Source organism: Paenibacillus hubeiensis, assembly GCF_032334105.1.
Classification (GTDB): domain Bacteria; phylum Bacillota; class Bacilli; order Paenibacillales; family Paenibacillaceae; genus Paenibacillus; species Paenibacillus hubeiensis.
The window spans coordinates 1182006-1200193 of the sequence record NZ_JAVYAE020000001.1; the positions used below are offsets into that span (position 1 = coordinate 1182006).

The 18188-nt window shown below is 47.0% G+C and carries 11 protein-coding genes and 3 pseudogenes; 1 reads left to right on the forward strand and 13 read right to left on the reverse strand.

Annotated elements, in window-relative coordinates; translation table 11 throughout:
• Window positions 1–38 precede the first annotated feature (38 nt).
• The 4 genes from RSX24_RS05740 to RSX24_RS05755 all read right to left on the reverse strand — a co-directional run bounded on the left by RSX24_RS05740 (window position 39) and on the right by RSX24_RS05755 (window position 8038).
• The gene (locus RSX24_RS05740; RefSeq protein WP_343259939.1) at window positions 39–4553 is read right to left on the reverse strand and encodes an Ig-like domain-containing protein; all 4515 of its coding nucleotides are present in this window, start codon (window positions 4551–4553) and stop codon (window positions 39–41) included.
• A 51-nt stretch (window positions 4554–4604) separates the two neighbouring features.
• On the reverse strand, window positions 4605–5474 hold the full coding sequence (locus RSX24_RS05745) for a carbohydrate ABC transporter permease (protein WP_183522861.1): 870 nt from the start codon (window positions 5472–5474) through the stop codon (window positions 4605–4607).
• Window positions 5475–5493: 19 nt separating this feature from the next.
• Window positions 5494–6393 (reverse strand): ABC transporter permease, encoded by a 900-nt coding sequence (locus tag RSX24_RS05750; RefSeq protein WP_236414948.1) that lies wholly within the window; start codon window positions 6391–6393, stop codon window positions 5494–5496.
• Between the two features lie 82 nt (window positions 6394–6475).
• Window positions 6476–8038: an extracellular solute-binding protein gene (locus tag RSX24_RS05755; RefSeq protein ID WP_343259940.1), complete on the reverse strand. Its 1563-nt coding sequence runs from the start codon at window positions 8036–8038 to the stop codon at window positions 6476–6478.
• Between the two features lie 362 nt (window positions 8039–8400).
• Between RSX24_RS05755 and RSX24_RS05760 the strand changes: the two genes are divergently transcribed.
• Complete coding sequence (locus RSX24_RS05760) at window positions 8401–10716, forward strand: helix-turn-helix domain-containing protein (protein WP_343259941.1); 2316 nt, start codon at window positions 8401–8403, stop codon at window positions 10714–10716.
• A gap of 300 nt (window positions 10717–11016) precedes the next feature.
• Here RSX24_RS05760 and RSX24_RS05765 read toward each other — a convergent pair whose 3' ends face one another.
• From RSX24_RS05765 to RSX24_RS05800, 9 genes and pseudogenes are all read right to left on the reverse strand, one after another.
• The gene (locus tag RSX24_RS05765; RefSeq protein WP_343259942.1) at window positions 11017–12738 is read right to left on the reverse strand and encodes a helix-turn-helix domain-containing protein; all 1722 of its coding nucleotides are present in this window, start codon (window positions 12736–12738) and stop codon (window positions 11017–11019) included.
• 114 nt (window positions 12739–12852) lie between these two features.
• Window positions 12853–13629: a (2Fe-2S)-binding protein gene (locus tag RSX24_RS05770; RefSeq protein ID WP_343259943.1), complete on the reverse strand. Its 777-nt coding sequence runs from the start codon at window positions 13627–13629 to the stop codon at window positions 12853–12855.
• A 1-nt stretch (window position 13630) separates the two neighbouring features.
• Window positions 13631–14671, reverse strand: a complete 1041-nt coding sequence (locus tag RSX24_RS05775) for an ABC transporter substrate-binding protein (protein ID WP_343259944.1) — start codon at window positions 14669–14671, stop codon at window positions 13631–13633.
• A gap of 134 nt (window positions 14672–14805) precedes the next feature.
• Window positions 14806–15315 carry a DUF6933 domain-containing protein gene (locus tag RSX24_RS05780; protein WP_339276771.1) on the reverse strand — a complete coding sequence of 170 codons (510 nt, stop codon included), beginning with the start codon at window positions 15313–15315 and terminating at the stop codon, window positions 14806–14808.
• Window positions 15316–15383: 68 nt separating this feature from the next.
• Window positions 15384–15770: pseudogene (locus RSX24_RS32295) on the reverse strand (nucleotidyltransferase family protein); the annotation flags it as partial.
• A gap of 71 nt (window positions 15771–15841) precedes the next feature.
• A complete protein-coding gene (gene yqeK / locus RSX24_RS05785; protein ID WP_236414956.1) occupies window positions 15842–16453 on the reverse strand; it encodes a bis(5'-nucleosyl)-tetraphosphatase (symmetrical) YqeK in 612 nt (203 codons plus the stop codon).
• 26 nt (window positions 16454–16479) lie between these two features.
• A complete protein-coding gene (locus RSX24_RS05790; protein ID WP_343259945.1) occupies window positions 16480–17034 on the reverse strand; it encodes a YfiT family bacillithiol transferase in 555 nt (184 codons plus the stop codon).
• 223 nt (window positions 17035–17257) lie between these two features.
• A pseudogene (locus RSX24_RS05795) lies at window positions 17258–17605 on the reverse strand (NUDIX hydrolase); the annotation flags it as partial.
• A 240-nt stretch (window positions 17606–17845) separates the two neighbouring features.
• Window positions 17846–18142, reverse strand: a pseudogene (locus tag RSX24_RS05800) (serine/threonine protein kinase); the annotation flags it as partial.
• Between the last annotated feature and the right edge of the window lie 46 nt (window positions 18143–18188).

Sequence of the window (18188 nt, forward strand, 5' to 3'; positions counted from 1 at the left end):
CTTTCCGAATATGATCGGAAAGGCTTCTTTTCTGTGGTCTATTCTGTTGTTACAGCCTGCCCGTCCCGAAGCAGGTAGACTGCTGCTTCCTCCGTAATATGTTTGCCGCTCTGGGCTTGAACCTCATGGAGGAACGCTTCCGTATTCCCATTATCCAGCTTCTTGAGCAGGCTGTTAGCGATCCCGCCATTATCAATCCAGGACTTCTCCCGAAAGAGGGTTACCAGCGCTTTCAGTGAGCTGACATCTGCATAAGTGGAGAACGTCACAACCGCTTCCTGTTCATTTCCCGCTTCGTCTGTGGCGGTTACTGTGAAGGTGTGAGCTCCCAGGGGCAGCGTATAGAGAAGCACCGCCGCTCCCTGCTCGATCTGATGATCATCGAGCCTTGCTGTACTCTTCAATTCATTAACCCCGGACACCTCATCGACAGCTGTCCATGACAGATTCAGGGACTCTGCGCTTGTATAATCTCTAGCTAGCGGCTCTGCCACCGAAATCATGGGTGCCGAGGCATCCAGATTAAACTCCAGCGATTTCGCTTCCTCCGCGTTTCCGGATGAATCCAGTGAACGGTATAGAATGGAATAACGACCATCCTGACTGAAGGTCAGGGAGTCCTGATAGTCCAGCCAGGTATCCCCTCCATCCAGACTATATTCTGTCGATGCGGATTCAGAAGAGCCTTCAGAAGAGTGCAAGGCAAGGGTTACAGGCTGTGTATACCATCCATTCATGCCGTCCGGTTCTGCCGGACTCATCACGGCCGTGGTCTCAGGAGCAGTTCGATCCATATCGATCAGGGAAAATTGGATGTCATCGAACCACATTTCGCTGAACCCGCCAACATAGAAACCTACCGTTCCAGATGGATTGTGCTTGGTATCCGAACCTTCAAGCCTAAGTTCCCCGTTTACGTACACGCGGATGTCGGCACCTTCGACCCGGATGCGGATGGTGTACTCGGTATTAGGCTGCAGGTCCTCATCAGGCAGATTCGTCGTTTTCAGAGCTGTCCATGCTCCATTATAAAGAATCCATTGTGAAGTGCCATCCGCCAGCTTCTTGTACGCAATTTTCCCGGATGTGCTGGAGACGGAACGATCATATACATATAGTGTTCCCGTATCCGGCATGACCGCCGGCGTCTTCAGCGTGAAGGTAAGGTCATAGTCGGTATATGTCTTCGGATGAAGAGCCGAGGCACCTTTGAGAATTTTATACTTTTTGTTGCCATCCACAGTTACGATACTGCGGTTCGGGTCCACCGGCCATCCGTTCGCTCCCGAATCGAAATCCGTAAAGTGCATCACATCAGATACCTGAATGCGCACGGATGCTGATGCTTCCGGGTTGGCGACTGATGTTACGGTGATATCTGCCTCGCCTTCCGCCAAAGCGGTTACCAATCCATGTTCATCCACAGCCGCAATTCCCGGTTGGGAGGTATGAAAGAGGACCTCCTTATTCTCGGCATCAAGCGGATCAAATTGAACTTGCAGCTGCTTTTGTTCCCCCTTGACCATGTTGACATGGCTCTCACCCAGCAGCAAACCGGATACTTCCCTGCTTGGAACGGTAAATTTGATGTCATCAAACAGGAGCTCACTGAAGCCGCCGGCATAAAATCCAACCTGGCCGGACGCATTGAATGTCGAATCACTTGCCTTTAGCTTCAATTTGTTATCCACGTAAACACTAATCTCCGGACCCTTAACGATAACTTTCATGTTATAGACCGTATCCGGCTGCAGATCAGGTGCAGCCAGCGTATTCTGCTTCACTGCAGCCCAGGCCGCATTGTACAAAAGCCAGGCAGATGTTCCGTTTGCATACTTCCGGTAACCAATCCTACCGCCGCTTCCGCCAGAGTTCAGCCGGTCAAACACATAGAATGTGGCATCATCTGCGATGACTTTCGGCGTCTTCATCTTAAAAGTCAGCTCGTAATGGTTGAATTCATTCTCGTTTAGCGTCGTTGCTCCTTTAACGAGCTTATACATATGGTTGCCGCCTTCCACCTCGACAATGCTTCGATTCGGGTCCGTCGGCCAGCTGTTCCTGCCGTTTTCGAAATCGGTATAATCGATAATGCCATCCCCAACTTCAACAGTAACCTGAACCTCATCCTTTAAGGTCGGGTTGTCAGCAGAAACGGCTGTAATCGTGGCATTCCCTATGCTAACACCCTTCAGCTTGCCGCCTTGATCCACCTTAACAATCGAAGGGTCGCTCGACGTGTACTGAATAGCGGGGTTCGTTGCGTTCCAGGGAATGACTGCGGAATACAGAGCGTATGACTTCCCGATGCCGATGGTTACGCTTTCGTCATACAATTGGATCCGATCCACAGCAATGTGATCCGGAGCCAGATATGGACCGACTTTTCCCTGGACTCCCATCTCGCTGAAAGGGATGGCCGGGAAGCCAGGGATCTTTTGGAACACTTCCGCATCCGCCTTCAAATTCAAATCCCCGTTCGCCAGATTAACGAAGCCGGGATCATGATCCGTAATCCAGTTGTTTGCATACTGGAGCAGATTGCGCTTGTCACTTGCTCCCTGATTATTCGTGCCGCTTAATTTCCTCGTCGGGTTATAGATCACATTGTTCTGAAACGTGTTCGTATCCGGATAATACCGGTTCTCCGTGAAGAAATCCGCCAGTTCCGGGTATTTCTCCATATGCGGCGTGCCTTCGAAATGGTTGTTCTTTTCAAACAACGCCTTCCATTTAGGCATATAATTTTTGGAGATTTGCTGATCCGGTTGATCGCCTAGATACATGTCCGAATATTCATACGGTACCTTTGCATCAATAAAAATATTGTTCCGGGTCTTGATATGAGCACCGCCGTTATTGAGAATGGCATCGTTACCCATGCCGTTAAATATGTTCTCTTCAATGGTAATGCCCATAGTAAAGTTATCCGGATATACCCCTTGAACCCCTGCTTTGCCTTCCCCGATATTGTGGAAATAATTCCTGCGGATTACCGATCCCCGTTCCTGAGGCGACTCGCCCAGATTCATATAGATGGCACCGAGATCCGAGAAGGTTTTGCAGACGTCATAAATGTTGTTGTATTCCACGAGATGGTCATTTCCAAAGATCAGCATTCCCGGATGGGGAGCGTCATGAATTTCGTTGTGGGAAACCTTGTTCCCCGCACCGGTCAGGAAGATGCTCGGATTATAGGCTTTATGGTAATAAGCAAAATCATGAATATGGCTGTTCTCCACGACATTGTTTCCTGGCTCAAGCGTCTTCTTATCTCCACCATTCAGAATCACCCCGGTCCCGCCGATGTGATGAATATGGGAGCTGCTCACCGCATGATTCACTCCGTCCACTTTGGCAAAGTCGTTATACAACCAGCGGCTCTGCGTATTAATCAGTACGCCCCCATTGGAGAAATTCCGTATTTCGCAGTGCTCCAATCGGACGCTGTCACCGCCCATAATGACTGCTGCGGAGTCCCGGCCATTCTCCAGGATCAGGTCCTCAAAGGTCACATGCGAAAGATTATTCGCGTTAATCATCGGTGTTTTAAGCATTGTAACCATGATCTCAGGATGATCCCTTTCAAAGGCAGCCGTAGGCATGAAGTAGAGTTTGCCCTGCTTCCGGTCAATATAATATTCACCTGGCATATCGATCTCCTCAAGCAGGTTCTGGGCAAAATGGAAGTCCGGGTACCAGTTGGTAAACAGACCGCTCATCTCTCCGTATGCCAAGGTAATCGTCTTGTTGCTTGTATCGATGGATGCCACTTTATTGTACGACCATTCCCAGCTGTAACCGAATATACCATCCAACCAGATGTCATCCGCCTCTTCCCAGAGATCCGGTCTTTCGTAATTGTAGGTAAAGGTCCCGCCGCGTGTCTGCAAATCCGGGTCACTGCGGGTTGGTCCGGGATCGGTGATGGTGCCCATCTGGACCGTTCCATTGTTGGGCCAGCGGGCAAGGGTCATGCCTTGACCTTCGACATACAGCTCCATCGGAGGAACCTGACTGACGTCATTGGCTTTATAATAACCATGCCGGCTCATTACACCGTAATCGGTGATGCCTTGAGCTTTCAGATCTACCTGAAGAACCTTCGTTCTGGCATCCGCACTGATGATTCGGTCCAGGACACTCGTGTCTGTTACCGGAGAGAACCAGCTTTTCTGAAGTTCCAGACCGCCGTTTAACCGCACGCTTTCTCCTGGATAAGCCTTGTAGGTTATCCGCTTATTCTCCGTACCGGAGTCCTGCTCCTCCAGAAGAAAACTTTCGCTTCGATTATAGATGCCGCCCCTTAAATAGACCGTCACACCGCCTTCAGGCAGCCCGGAACCCGTCTTCAATTGCCGGATTGCATCCCTGGCCTTTTCAAGTGTACGGAATGGAGCGGCTTCCGTTCCCGGATTCGAATCATCACCATCATTTGAAATATAAAGGACAGCACCAGGGTTCACCATATCTTCCGCATTTGCTCCCGTAACCGGCAGACAGCCCACCAACAAGACCAGGATTAATGCAATAATGATCCGTCTCCTCATCATCTTTGGAAATACCTCCCTTTTATGATCAATCAGATAAAACGCACATGATCACTAGCCTTTTACAGACCCAATCATGGTTCCTTTTTCGAAATATCGAAGCAGGAAAGGATACATGACGATCACCGGCAAAGAGCTGACAATGACAGCCGCCATTTTCAAGCTCTCCGGAGCAGGCGGGGTTGCAAGCGTCGCCGTAGTAAACGGGTCCAGCTTGCTCTCGATGAGGATCTGGCGGACAACCTGCTGCAGCACGAATTTGGATGAATCGGTGACGTAAAGCAGGTTATCCATAAACGCATTAATGTGGTAAACCAGATTCCAGAGCCCGATCGTCACAAGAGACGGAATGGACAGCGGGAGCAGAATACGGAACAGAATTCGCAAGTCCCTTGCCCCGTCGATACGAGCTGCTTCGATCAGCGCATCCGGAACGGAGCGGAAAAACGAGATCATCACAAGCACATGAAAAGCATTGGCAGCGGATGGCAGCACATAGACCCAGTGCGTGTTAAGCAGATGCAGTTCTTTGATTAATAGATATTGCGGGACAATTCCGCCATCGAAGATCATCGTGAACAACAGCAGCATGATCAGCAGCCGCTTCATGGGCAGATCGGGACGGGAGAGCGGATAAGCGGCGCAGACGGTAACGAGAAGTGTTAAGGTCGTGCCTACGACCATCCGAAACAGCGTATTCGCATATCCTGACCAGATTAAAGGATAGTCCAGCAGCCCGCGGTATGCTTCCCACTCGAAATCCCGAGGATAAAAATGAAATCCGCTTCGAAGTGCTTCTCCCCTACCGCTGAAGGAGACGGACAGGACATGAATGAACGGGTACACAACGATGAGTGCCAGGATGGACAAAATAAGATAAATCATGGCGGGTGCAATAAGCTCTTGCCATCTTTTTATTTTCATGACTGTCTTCCTCCTGCCTTTACCATAGACCGCTCTCGCCGCGGCTCAATTTTCGCACGGTCAGATTAGCCCCCAGAATCAGCAGGAGCCCTACCAGCGATTTAAACAAGCCAATGGCCGCCGTGTAGCTGTACTGAAACTGCTGCAGACCTACCCGGTAGACATAAGTATCGATGACGTCACCCGTTTCGTAATTGACCGGGTTTAACAGATTGATGATTTGTTCGAAGTTTGCGCTTAGGAAACCACCAAGACTCAGAATGAACATAATAGCGACCGTGGGCATAATGGAGGGGATATTAATTCGAATGATTCGCTGCCACCGATTGGCTCCGTCAATGACGGCCGATTCATGCAGCTCCGGGTTGATCGCCGCCAAAGCAGCAAAGTAGATAATCGAGCCCCACCCGATATCCTTAAGAATCGAAGAGATGACTACAATCGGACGGAAATATTCCTTCTTTCCCATATAAAAGACAGGTTCCCCTCCAAACCATTTCACAATTTCCCCTACAACGCCGGACGTTGGAGAGAGAAAATAAATAATCAGCCCGGACATGACGACCCACGATACAAAATGAGGCAAGTACATGGTCGTCTGGATAAACCGCTGGAAATACCTTGACCTCACCTCGTTAAGCAAAATCGCCAGTATGATTGGTGCGGGAAAAGCAAAGATCATCTGATATAAATTCAGGAGCAGGGTATTTTTAAGTAATCGATAAAAATCCCCATTCTGAAATAATTCCTGAAAATGGCGGAATCCGACCCACGGACTTCCCCATATCCCGTCGACGACCCGGAAATCCTTGAAGGCAATGACCACTCCATATAAAGGGCCGTATTTAAATACGACGAAGAATGCGAAGGCGAACAGAAATAATAAAAGCAGCTCTCCGTGTTTTTTTATCGTTTTCATGGCGCACTTCCTTGTAAACCGAACCGCCAGCCCTCCCGCAAGGGATGATTAAGCCCTCACGGGTGGCTGGGCCAAGTCAGGGTTATTTTTTGAATTGAGCATGGTACATTTCATTGGCTTCCTTCGTTAATTCATCGCCGCCTTTTGCCTTCCATTCCGTTACGAATGTATCAAAATCAGTCAGAGGAATTTCGCCGCTGATGATTTGTGCAAAATATTTTTGCATGAGTGACGTCAATTCCTGTTTGTATTTTCCGTCCGAAGGCAGCACAGAGAATAACAGCGCATCGGTCCATCTTGGAGCAGATGAATACGTTTTGACCGCCTCATTCAGCTTCGGATCGGAATATTTGTCCCGATAAGCCTGGGTGGTAATGTTACCAAAAGAGAACAGACGGATTCCCAGTTGATCCCGCTGCTCCTGCTTATCGAATCCAGGCAGGAATGTAGTCGCCCCCGAGGTAGCACCGTTCTCAGCAAAATCCCATTGCTCCCCCTTTACCCCAAGGCTGGTCATATTGATGGTCTCTTCATCACTGCTCTGTGCCCGTAGAATTTCGAACAGCTTCTCAAGCTTCTCAGGCTGATCCTTTACTTTGCTGCCGATAACCAGGAAATTGCTCTTGATTCCCCAATCCCATGAGCCGTCACCGCCAGGTCCCTTCGGATTTTTGGAAAATGCCATCTTGGCATCCGGATTTAGTGCCAGCATTTCCTTGACTGTTGCCGATTCCGGCAGAGCGCCTTTGCTGATCTGCTCTTCAATGACGCCGATCCGGTTGTTATACAGTTTCTTACGATATGAATCCTGTGTATCTGTAATAAATTCCGGATCGATGACACCATCCGCATACCATTTGCGCAGCTTCGCCAAGGCTTCCTTGGTCTCAGGCATGATCGATCCGTTTACAATCTGACCATCCCTCTCCATCCACATGGTCGGCTCCACACCGAATGCCCCGAAGATGGAATAGAATCCGGATGACCACGTGGACGTAGCCGTTCCTGTCAACCCGTACGTATCCTTCACACCGTTACCGTCCGGATCCTTTTGTGCAAAGGCATAAACGGCTTCCTCGAATTCATCCAACGTCTCCGGGACTTTCTGAATGCCGACCTGATCCAGCCAGTCCTTACGCCACAACATCCCCAGATCGTAAGGCTTCAAATCGATAAACATCGGGATAGCCCACAGCTCGTTATTGACGGTAACGGTCTGAAAAAGCTCTTTCTTTTTCTCAATATCCGCGTAATATTCAGGCATTTTCTCCTTCAACATGTTCTGATCAATGCTCATTAACACGCCCTGATTCTGGTAAGCGATTACATTGGAAGGATCACCGAGCATGAATATGTCCGGTATTTCCCCGGAAGCGATACTGGCGTCCGTTACCTTCACGGGTTTGATCTTTACATTAAACTTCTGCTCCAGCCACTTCTGGACCTCCGAGTCATTGACAACTCCATCTGCGGCAAAATGAATGCCCCAGGAGATTTCGATCGGATTGGAGTTTGCTCCCGGCGTTTCTCCTGCATTTGGACTCGGGCTTGAGGTGTTCGTCTCGGAAGTGCATCCGGTAAGCAAGCTTGTCGCCAAACTTACAGCCAACAAGATAACGCTTACAATTTTGATTCTTTTACTCAAAAGAACCTACCCCCTGTTGTTGGATTGGTTTTGGATTCGAGAATCCCGCATCCTGCATAACGACCCGGCCGGGTATTGGAAACGGTTTTTACATACTTAAAATTTAAGCTTTAACCCTTCCGGCGCACAATCCTCTCATTCCATTTTTTTTATGTTTTTGGCTTCAGAAGCCGCGTAGAGCCACTGACGTTATTCCGTTTTTTGTATGTTTTTCAATTTCGATCTGTTCTAATTCCGTTGGTGTGATATATAATGGACTGCACACAACTGTTGAGATCATCGAATTTTATTGTAAGCGCTACCACATCTGAGGTAAGGAGGGGATTGCCATGAGGGGACTTTTAGACATAAAAAATAACTCCATGTTCGTGAAACTGCTCCTATCGATGACTGCCATAGCTTTGATCACTGTTGTTCTCATTTCTTCGGTCACTTACATGATTTCGGCTGATAACAGTGTCCGTAATGCCATCAGTTATAATGAATCTGTCTTGACTCAGCAGAAGGAGCTGATTCATAAGGAGCTGACCACCATCGGAAATGCGGCCAATAGTCTGCTGATGGCTCAATCCTATGTGTACCATACCATCGGAGGCAAGCTCTCTGTAAGTTCATTAATTGATCTGTCCACTCTCGTAGAAGAGCAAAAAAAGCTCAGTCCCTACATCGATTCCATTTATCTGTACTATGCCCCGCTCGAACTTGTCCTGACATCACGTCCGGAGGTAAAGACATCTCCTATATCCGACTTTGCTGACCAATCCTGGCTGGATACCTTAAATCAAGACTCAGCATCTCGTACCGTCTGGTTAACAGGAAGATCGAATGGATTTTCTCCGGATCATCCTGCGACCTCCCTGATTCAGAAGATGCCGCTGATTGGCCAAGTGGAGGGCGCCATCATCATTAATCTGAATCTGGATCGACTCTTCGCCGACTACTTAAGTCATTACAATAGCAAGAAAGGCACCATCATGGTCATTGGTCCACAAGGTGAACTCCTCTACTCCGATGCTCACGACAGAGAAGCGCTCCTTCAGCAATGGGATGCCGAACAGGTAACATCGGACAGCGGCTATTATATTGGCGATTCTGATCAGATCGTATCCTACACTGCATCAAATATGACAGGCTGGCGATTCGTCGATATCACCGAACGATCTGTCCTTCTGCAAGGCATGAACCGAATTAAAGTCCTCATTTGGACAGTCGCCATGCTATATATAACGGCTGCTGTTGCTATTTCCTATGTTTTATCGAGAAGATTATATCGCCCGCTGCAAAGTGTGATTTCCTATATTGTGAGCTCTGAAGAGTCCGAACGACGCGACAAATCGGGCGGCCCAAGCAGCACGGATGAAGCCGGCTTTATCCGTCATTCATTTGAGCAGATGACACGTAACCGCGATATTTTAATCAAAGAAAAGCGAAAAGTAGATGAACTCCTCACCGGAAATCGCACGGCCATTAAGGAAAAGTATTTGAACGATTTAATCCAGGGCAACGTTCCAGAAGAAGCACCAAACAGACCGGACCATGCGGCAGAACTGCTTGGATTGCAGCTTGATTTCAATCGTTTTGCCGTCCTGACCCTTGAACTCGAGGAGCATCAGCCAATGAGGGGATCGGAGGATATATTCCATTCCCATCTGCTCCAGTACGGTTTGATGGAAGAACTGGGAAAAGATATCGACGGAGAAATTTTTGTCAAAGACAGCAGGCACACGGTCATCCTTCTCTCCTTACATTCGGATGCCGATGATACCTTTCCTGTGGAACAAGCCAGAAGCCTCAAATCATATTTTCTCAGTCGTTATGGGATCTCTGTGACCATCGCTGTCAGCCGTATTCACTCCGGAGAACAAGCCGTGCGTACAGCTTACAACGAGACACAGGAGGCACTAAATATGAAAATCTATATTGGGAAGGGCGAAATTCTGCCCTATTCGATCCTTGATGAGTGGAAATCGGAAGAAGGTACCTACTATTATCCGTACGAACTCGAAACGAAGCTGCAGCAATCCCTGCTGAAGACGGATAAAGAGGAATGTACTGCCGTGATCCGGGCCATCACCCGGGAGGTGCTGAAGCAAAGGCTGGGTAAAGCCAATATTCATCAGCTGTATGTCCAATTGAGCGGGGAGTTGGTCAAAACACTCGTTCAGACTGGCGGCGAGGTGACCGCTGTTATCGGTGAAGGATCGTCTTATACCGATGCACTGGCGCGGGCCGAAACCGTTCAGGATATGGAAGAATGTGTCTTAACGATATGCAGCAAGATTATCGACTACCACCGGGAGAAGCGCTCCAAAATGACGGATGTGACCCTTCAGCTGGCAACGGAATTCATGGACAACCATTATAATAAGAATATATCTGTGGATAACGTGGCAGAACATGTAAAACGCAGCTCGTCCTACTTGGGTCGCATCTTCAAGGAGTCAACGGGCATGACGGTTAATGACTATCTCATCCAGCTGCGCATCAAGCGCGCCATGGAGCTGTTGAAGCAGACAGATGCCTCCGTTGAGGAGGTCTGCCGGGAGATTGGATACGCGAACGTCAGCTATTTCAATAAAATCTTCAAAGCCAGAACAGGACTTACCCCGGGTCAATTTCGGCACCAACAAGCGGCAGATCAACGATTAACGCAGGGAAAGGGTCCCAAAACCTCCTAATTCGGTCCATTCGCGAACCAAGAACCGAACAGCCTGCCGCGTAGATACTTTCCCTAATTTCAACATATTCTGTGATCTCATGAAATTTAATTCCTAGGGTCTGATGATTCGATTCGAAAAAAGGTTGACCCAACCTCCATATTCCGGTGTTCGTGGCATTCCATGCTCAGCGATATATCACTGGGACGATTCACCTTGTAAGGTGATATAGATAGAAACCGCCCCTTAGATATATGGTTGCGCCCACTTCCATTTTCCAAGGAACGGTTTCTTTTCGTTTTATAATGTTCAGAATGGCTTTCAAGCCAACAGTGCCTGAGCAATCTGATCGATAATACCATTGATGCCCGTTGGTCCATAACAGCCGATCCATGTCGCGGCATCTACCGAGTATATTCGCTGTCGGTCATCCGTATCCAACATCCCCCAGACACTTTGCTCTGTCGCTGACATTCCCTCCTGCATGATTTCATTGCTCAGCAAAAAGTAGTGGCTGGCATGTACAGCCGGCAGTCTGTCGACTGAAATATGATAAGCCGTGTCGGAGGGATCGGCTACAAATAACGGGGCAGGCAGACCTAGGTCTCGATAGAGCACAGCGCCTGTACGATGTGAGGCTGTATGTACGCGAACCATAGACTCAAACGGACGAATCAGTGCCACGCTCTTGCCTGCCAGCACTGGGGCAAGTTCTTCTGACAGCAATGCGGTTCGTCGATGATAGTCCGCAAGTATTTGCTGTGCCTCTGCTCGCTTGCCTGTCAATTCACCGAACAAGCTCAGAATGGTCTGCCAGCTCTCATTGCGCTTAAACATGAGGACTGGAGCGATTCGGCTTAACCGTTCATAATGCGGATCATGCACCTCGGTACAAATAATGAGATCCGGAGCCAATCGTTCCACTGCGGCCAGATCGGGGTACTCATAGGTTCCGAGCAATTCGGTTCCCTGGAGTTTCGCCCGAATATATTGAGGAAAATTAAACGCCGCACTCCCCGATCCTACGCTCCCTGCCGGGGACAACCCAAGCGCAAGCAAATGATCCGCATATTGAACATCGAGCACGGCGATACGCCGTGGAGATGCGGTAACCTCATATTCACCTCGCATATGGCAAATCACCGGGCCTTGGGACGACTCATACCAAGAAGCCATGCGGGTTTGCAGCAAGGAATACGCAGAGAGCGCACCTGTTCTGGAAGAGGCATTACGCCGATAGAGCTGCGGAGGGACACCATAATATTTCTTAAACGCCCTACTGAAATAATACGTGTCGCGATACCCCATTCTCTCAGCGATTTCGCCGATGGGAGCATCCGTATGACGCAGCATTCGCGACGCGCTCTCCATCCGCAGCTGGATGACGTATTCCATCGGTCCGAGCTGCTTCTCTTGTTTGAACCGTCGCTGCAGCTGTCTTACGCTGCATCCGGCAAGTGCCGCCAGCTCTTTAAGCTCCAGATTCTGACGATAATGCCCTGCTATATACGCAGCGACAACATCCACCATGTCTGATTCCGCTCCGCCCTGACCACGTTCATACTCCATAATGAGTTCGTAGAGCATCCCCTGCATCAGCGCATTGGCGTGAAAACGTTCCAGCCCTTCGCCCCGACTCCATTTGGCCGCGATTTTCTCCGCCATCTGAACCCATTCCGCCTGGGTTCCAGGGTGCTGAACAAACGAATTGCGCAGCGGGTGTTTGCGATGCGAGGGCAAAACAAGGGAGGCTCCCTCCATGGAGGATGCCTTGTACATGATCACGATATAATCCATGTTGTCTGAGCTGGCAGTCAGCGTAAAGGATGATCCTTTAACCACATGAGCAGCAAAAGAAGCCCCAATGCGGCAAACTTCACCATTCATTGAGAGCTCCCCTTCTCCGCCTCCTGCCAGCAGCAACAGATTCGATGTCAATTCGGTTTCGCTAAGCACACTGCCTGTCTGTAAAATACCGCTATACACGTCAAGCACCTTGATCGTCGTATCACTCCATAGACTTGTCTGTTCTTGCAGCGGCATACTTCTCTCATCTCCTGACAATAGCATCCTTGGCTAACTTAATCCCACCTGACTAGACTTACGACTATTAAAATACAAGCGAGCCCGTTAGCAAAGGTAAAGTTGTTGCTGCTGTCATTTTAATTGAGATTCATTCTCATTGTCAATTTTCGGACATTTTCTGCAATATTCCCCGGACATCTGGTAGTAAAAACAACAGGTGAGGCGCTTGTTCTTCGCAACCGGAACGTTGTCCTTCTTTTCGGTGAATCGAGTAAACGGATTCTTTCTTAGGCCAAAGGTTTGTCCAGACGCTATTTGAGTCAGATATGAAAAATCGGCTTGAATATGCTGGCTTCCTGGCCCAACATCGTCTACATCAGGAATATACAGCGGAGCAATACGCACCATCATATTTTCCCAGAGGACACTCATCGAAAGAGGGCCAACGGTAGCAAGCGTCTGTAACAGCGGCGAAAGCCGTACCGCAAACAACTCCTCGATCATCTCTTTCCGCCAAACTTCCCTGTCTTCCGTTAGCGTTTCTGCCCGAAGCCCGTTCACGGCGAGAAAAGGAAAACGTGTTCCGCCTTCAGTAGCGGTAAGAGTCGAATGGTAGAGGTAGCTGTTGTCCAGCGAGAAGGACATTTTCTGATGATGAAAGGTCATCGCGGTCAGCAACGGGGCAATCCACAGATAGCCGATTCGTTTAGCCAGCATAGAAGCGGCAACCCTCATGTCAGGTGCACCGATATACTCCGTAAGCCAGCTTATATACTCGCGGCATGCAGCTTCTTCATGCAACTGGCTTAGAGCAATGGTACGGAGACTATCTTCAGGTGGATCGCCAATCCTGAGTGAGTAGTCTTTCACCGTTTGCTGCCATACGTCCGTCGACAGATAATGGTCCATTTTAATTCGATCCCAACAGCGCTTCCGATGCCTGATCTGCAATAATATTAATGGCAATTGGACCATAGTAAGCGATCCAGAGCGTTGCATTCACGTTATATGCGCGGTTATTTTTGACGGCATCCAGAGATTTCCATACCGAACTGTTCTCCAAAACCTCAACCTCTGCAGCAAACAACTCATCGGATAGCAGGAAATAATGATCTGCCCCAATATCAGGGACCTTCTCCATCGAAATTTCAACAGAGGTGTCGTCTTTGATCTCCTGGACGAGCGCAGGGGCCTTTAAGCCCAAGTCCTCATACAGAATGCCGCCTGTCCGATGCTCAAGACCATGTACACGAATTCCTTCCTTTCTCGGGCGAATCAGCGCTACCGTTTCATCTCCCAGCTTCTCCGACAGCTTCGCCCGCAGGCCGACGATTTTGTCCTCATAAGCCTGACGCACAGCCTCAGCCTCTGCCTTCTTGCCTGTGATCGTACCGATCGTGGCTAACGTATCCCGCCAATCCTCGTAGAAGTCGAGTACGATCGTCGGCGCAATTTTGCTGACATTCTCATACTCTTTCTCTTGAAAGTCGGTCATTAAAATAAGATCCGGATTCAATGCTACAATTGCCTCCAGGTTGGGCTCGTCCCGTGTACCCAGAACCTCTATATTCCCTAGCTGATCACTCAAATATTCCGGAAATGTAGTATTCCCTCCAGCGATAACGCTACCTGCGGGCTGCTCGCCAACGGCCAGCAATTGATCTACGAATTTCACGTCAAGCACAGCAATGGTCTTCGGCTTCTCGGTTAGCGTATATTCACCTTTCATGTGCGAGATCGTAACCGGGTAGGCTGCATTCGTCTGAGAACCTGAGTTCGAAGGTGTCTCCGTTGGCGTTGCAGCAGACTCATTGCCCCCATTCGTACCTGCTTCGGCACCACAAGCCGTCAGCACAAGTACAAGTGCCAGCAGCAAGCCCATTAATAATCGTGATTTTTGGGCGGCAAATACCTTGCTTCCGGTTGCTCGCCCCTTTGTCCCTTTATTCATGATGACTCCCCCTTATATATGATAATGATTTTCATTATCGAATATAAGGCGAGTATAAACGATCTCCACATCGCGTTGCCATGTACTTTTGCGACATTTCAGCCGGACTAATGCGACATGGTACTCCCACTTCTCTAATTCTCCATTTCAAACCTGGTTTGAAGCTCTTTAACAAATACTTCGATGGGTCTGTTATAGTCGATGGGTTTGTAAATTATTCTATTATTCCACTTGTGCCGTATGTCTTGATCTCTATAATCATTATCTTCAGTTTCAACCGACTTCATCACAAGCATAATTTCATTCATCGTACTTATAACACTTCGGCTATCCGTTTTGGTTATCGTCTTCTCGTTACATTGTTCTAAATAATATTTCGCGAGGTGATCAGGAACTTCCTCAACAGCCAAATAAGCCTCCAAATTCTCTTTAAAGACTCCTGCCAGTTTACTGGCCTGATTCGTTCTAATCCCAGTAACCGTTAAGCTTAATCTGGAACAATCATTCATAAACACATAATGTTTTCTGCCATATAACGTAAAAAAGTTCACATGCCAACTAAAGAAAGAATCCGTATCTTCGATGGTTTCTGGTTTGACATTTAGATCTTTTAATGTTAATTGGGTTGCTTTGAATATAATCATGCACTAATCCCCCCTTTGTGCCCTCTGCAGTATTCATTGTACCCTACTCCTATGACTGTTCCATGCAGCTAAACTAAGGCCGCTGCGCCTACCACGGTATAGCATTCAATTCCGGCCATATTCTTTTCCACTTCTTGTGTTTTGTTATATAAAGTGGCTGTTGTAGGCCACGAGTCAATTGCTTCCTCTAATGATAAATATGGCTTAAGATCAATTCCGAATTTATCTTTGTACCATAAATGAACCCTTGCTTGATTTTTTACATCAGCTTTAATGGGCAGCTTACAATATACCTCTTTACATTTATTTATTATTCGATCTTCTTTTTCATAGGAAAGGTCAGTATCAAAATAAATAATATCAATGTCATCAATGCCGTATCCTAAAGGATTCCCTAACGAGTAGTTCCAAACGGTCTGTGCAATACAGCCAGCACCAATATAATATTCTGTTAACTCCGTTTTTCGAGTTTAAGGTACACAACGTAGATTCTATGTTATCGGATGTTCTTGCCTTCTTCGAACGACTAAACCAAGTCCTTCAATTCATTATAAGCGTCTCTAAGCCACGGATGAATAACTCTTAGGTTTTCTCGCTGTTTCCATAAAAAATGAATATATTCGAATGCTGCATGGTTCAACGAATCATCTAGCTTCTGCGTAATCTGATGTAAATATGGAGGTTCACCAGCTTGATCCCACTCTATCTTATCTGCAACAAACAAAACCTTGTCTAAAATAGTTGAATTTTTCTTGAGTGTCGTGTGACATCCAACTGCATCAAGAACTTCCTGATCCTTAATGTTAAAAATATCTCTAGCCATTTCTTTCGATATCTTCTGATGGATGATCATTGGAAAAGTCTCTTCTTCAGGCAGCACCTCAATACCCAGATCATAAGAAACTTGAATCCTTACATCATTAGAATATACCGCACTTATATCATGTAAATATCCAGCGATTTCGGCTGAATCCTTATCAGCATGATATCGATCAGCTATCTTTCTCGCTTCTTTGCCTACCCTGACACAATGTTCCGCAGTTTTGGGGCAGCCATTATCCACTAAAAAGTTATATATATCATCCTTGAGATTTCCCGACAAGGTATTTATAACAAGATTATTATATACTGACTTCATGGAGTCCCCCCTAAAAGATGCATTGATCATACCGTATGAATTTCCGATAACATTCCCGTATCTACGACGTCCGACGGAGTCGGGTATGTCCGGCTGTTCCGGCGTTTGTTGTGCCATATAAATCTTTGAACTACAATCCCTAATGTAATTGTCCCTAATACTTCGGTTTGTATCGTTCGTTTAAAATCGTTTTGATCTAATCCAATTAGTAGATAGAAAAATCGATGGTGTAGTAATTCAATAAGTGCTAGTGAATTTTCTATTGGTAATCCCTTATAGTCATTTAATTCTGCCCATAGATCTTCTCGATAGGTAGTTGCTAATGGGTTTTCTTCCGTTAGTCCTCTTTTGAATCGTAGATATGCGTTCATATCATTATCAGCTATATGATGAACGATTTGTTTTATGGTCCAGCCATTCATTCGATATGGAGTATTTAGTGTGTAATCTTTACGTCCATTTAGCAATGCTTTTAGTTTTATTATTAGTTCTGGAATTTGATGAATGAGATTACATAATTGTTCACCTGATAGATTCTTTTGGGGCTGAAAATGTCCAATGGGATATCTAATTGGATCCATTGAGTTTCTCCCTTCCTCTTAATTTGCAGTAATTACGCATAACGTTTTTGTATTCACTACGCCTCACTGACTTAAGGTTGCGCAGCAGCCGGCTGCGATGCGGTTAGTCCGTGCAGGTGTGTCCTCCTGTTTCCTCTCCCTGCTATTCCCGTTCGGGCGACCGAGGAGCTCCCCATGCTCCGAAGCGTGGATATGATATTACAATACCTCCCTTGAGCCACATTCAAAGTAATCCCTTTTTACCTTCATTAAAATACGTACTTTCATTTCCATGAATTAAGTTTTTAAATCCGCCTTTATAATAAGGTATCAATTCATCTGCCTGTTCTATGTCCAACCAAGCTATTTCTGAGATTTCATCTGGTCTAATTATTTGTTCTTTACCGCCTATTATTTCTGCCCTAAAAGTAATAAAAATGGCATGTTCATTTATGTTTTCAAATTTGCACTCGTTGATTGCCACAATTCCATAGACTTTAACTTCAAGTCCCGTTTCTTCTTTTACCTCGCGAATAGCAGCTTGATCTAATGTTTCATTTAATTCAACAGCTCCCCCAGGAAGAGACCAACTTGATCGACCAGAATTCTTAACTGCTAGAACTTTAGTTTGGACTGGTCTGTTATTAGTGAGTACACTACATCGACTCGTTTCATTGAGATCATATCCCTTCTACACTGCATATCTTACATATACCGTTCCTGTATTTACGATCTCAGCGAATGCTAAGGTGTTTGGCCCCTGCAGGACCAAGGGCTAATGCGCTGTTATGAATATTATGTTATGCGATGCCTCTGCCCTCTTCGAAACATTTCAAAATTCCTTATTCTTATTCCAAGCATTAGAAAATTCTCTAACAGACTGATACCTTTTTTTGCTTGTCATCATTAATTGCATTGCAAACCACATAATAAAGTTTTTGGTTGGCTTCCCATTTCTCTTAGGATCGATCAAGTTCTCCACCCAATAGCCCAAATGCAATGGCTCCCATATTATAAACATTAGTTCGACTATCAATTTCTGCTCCTACTTGAAACTCCTCAGCAGACATGAATCGTGATGATATCCCCAAAGCCTCCCCATAATATTGTAAAATGGTTTCCTTTGATAACTTAAGCCGGGGCGTGTATTGTCTGAATAAACTTCTACGTCTAAC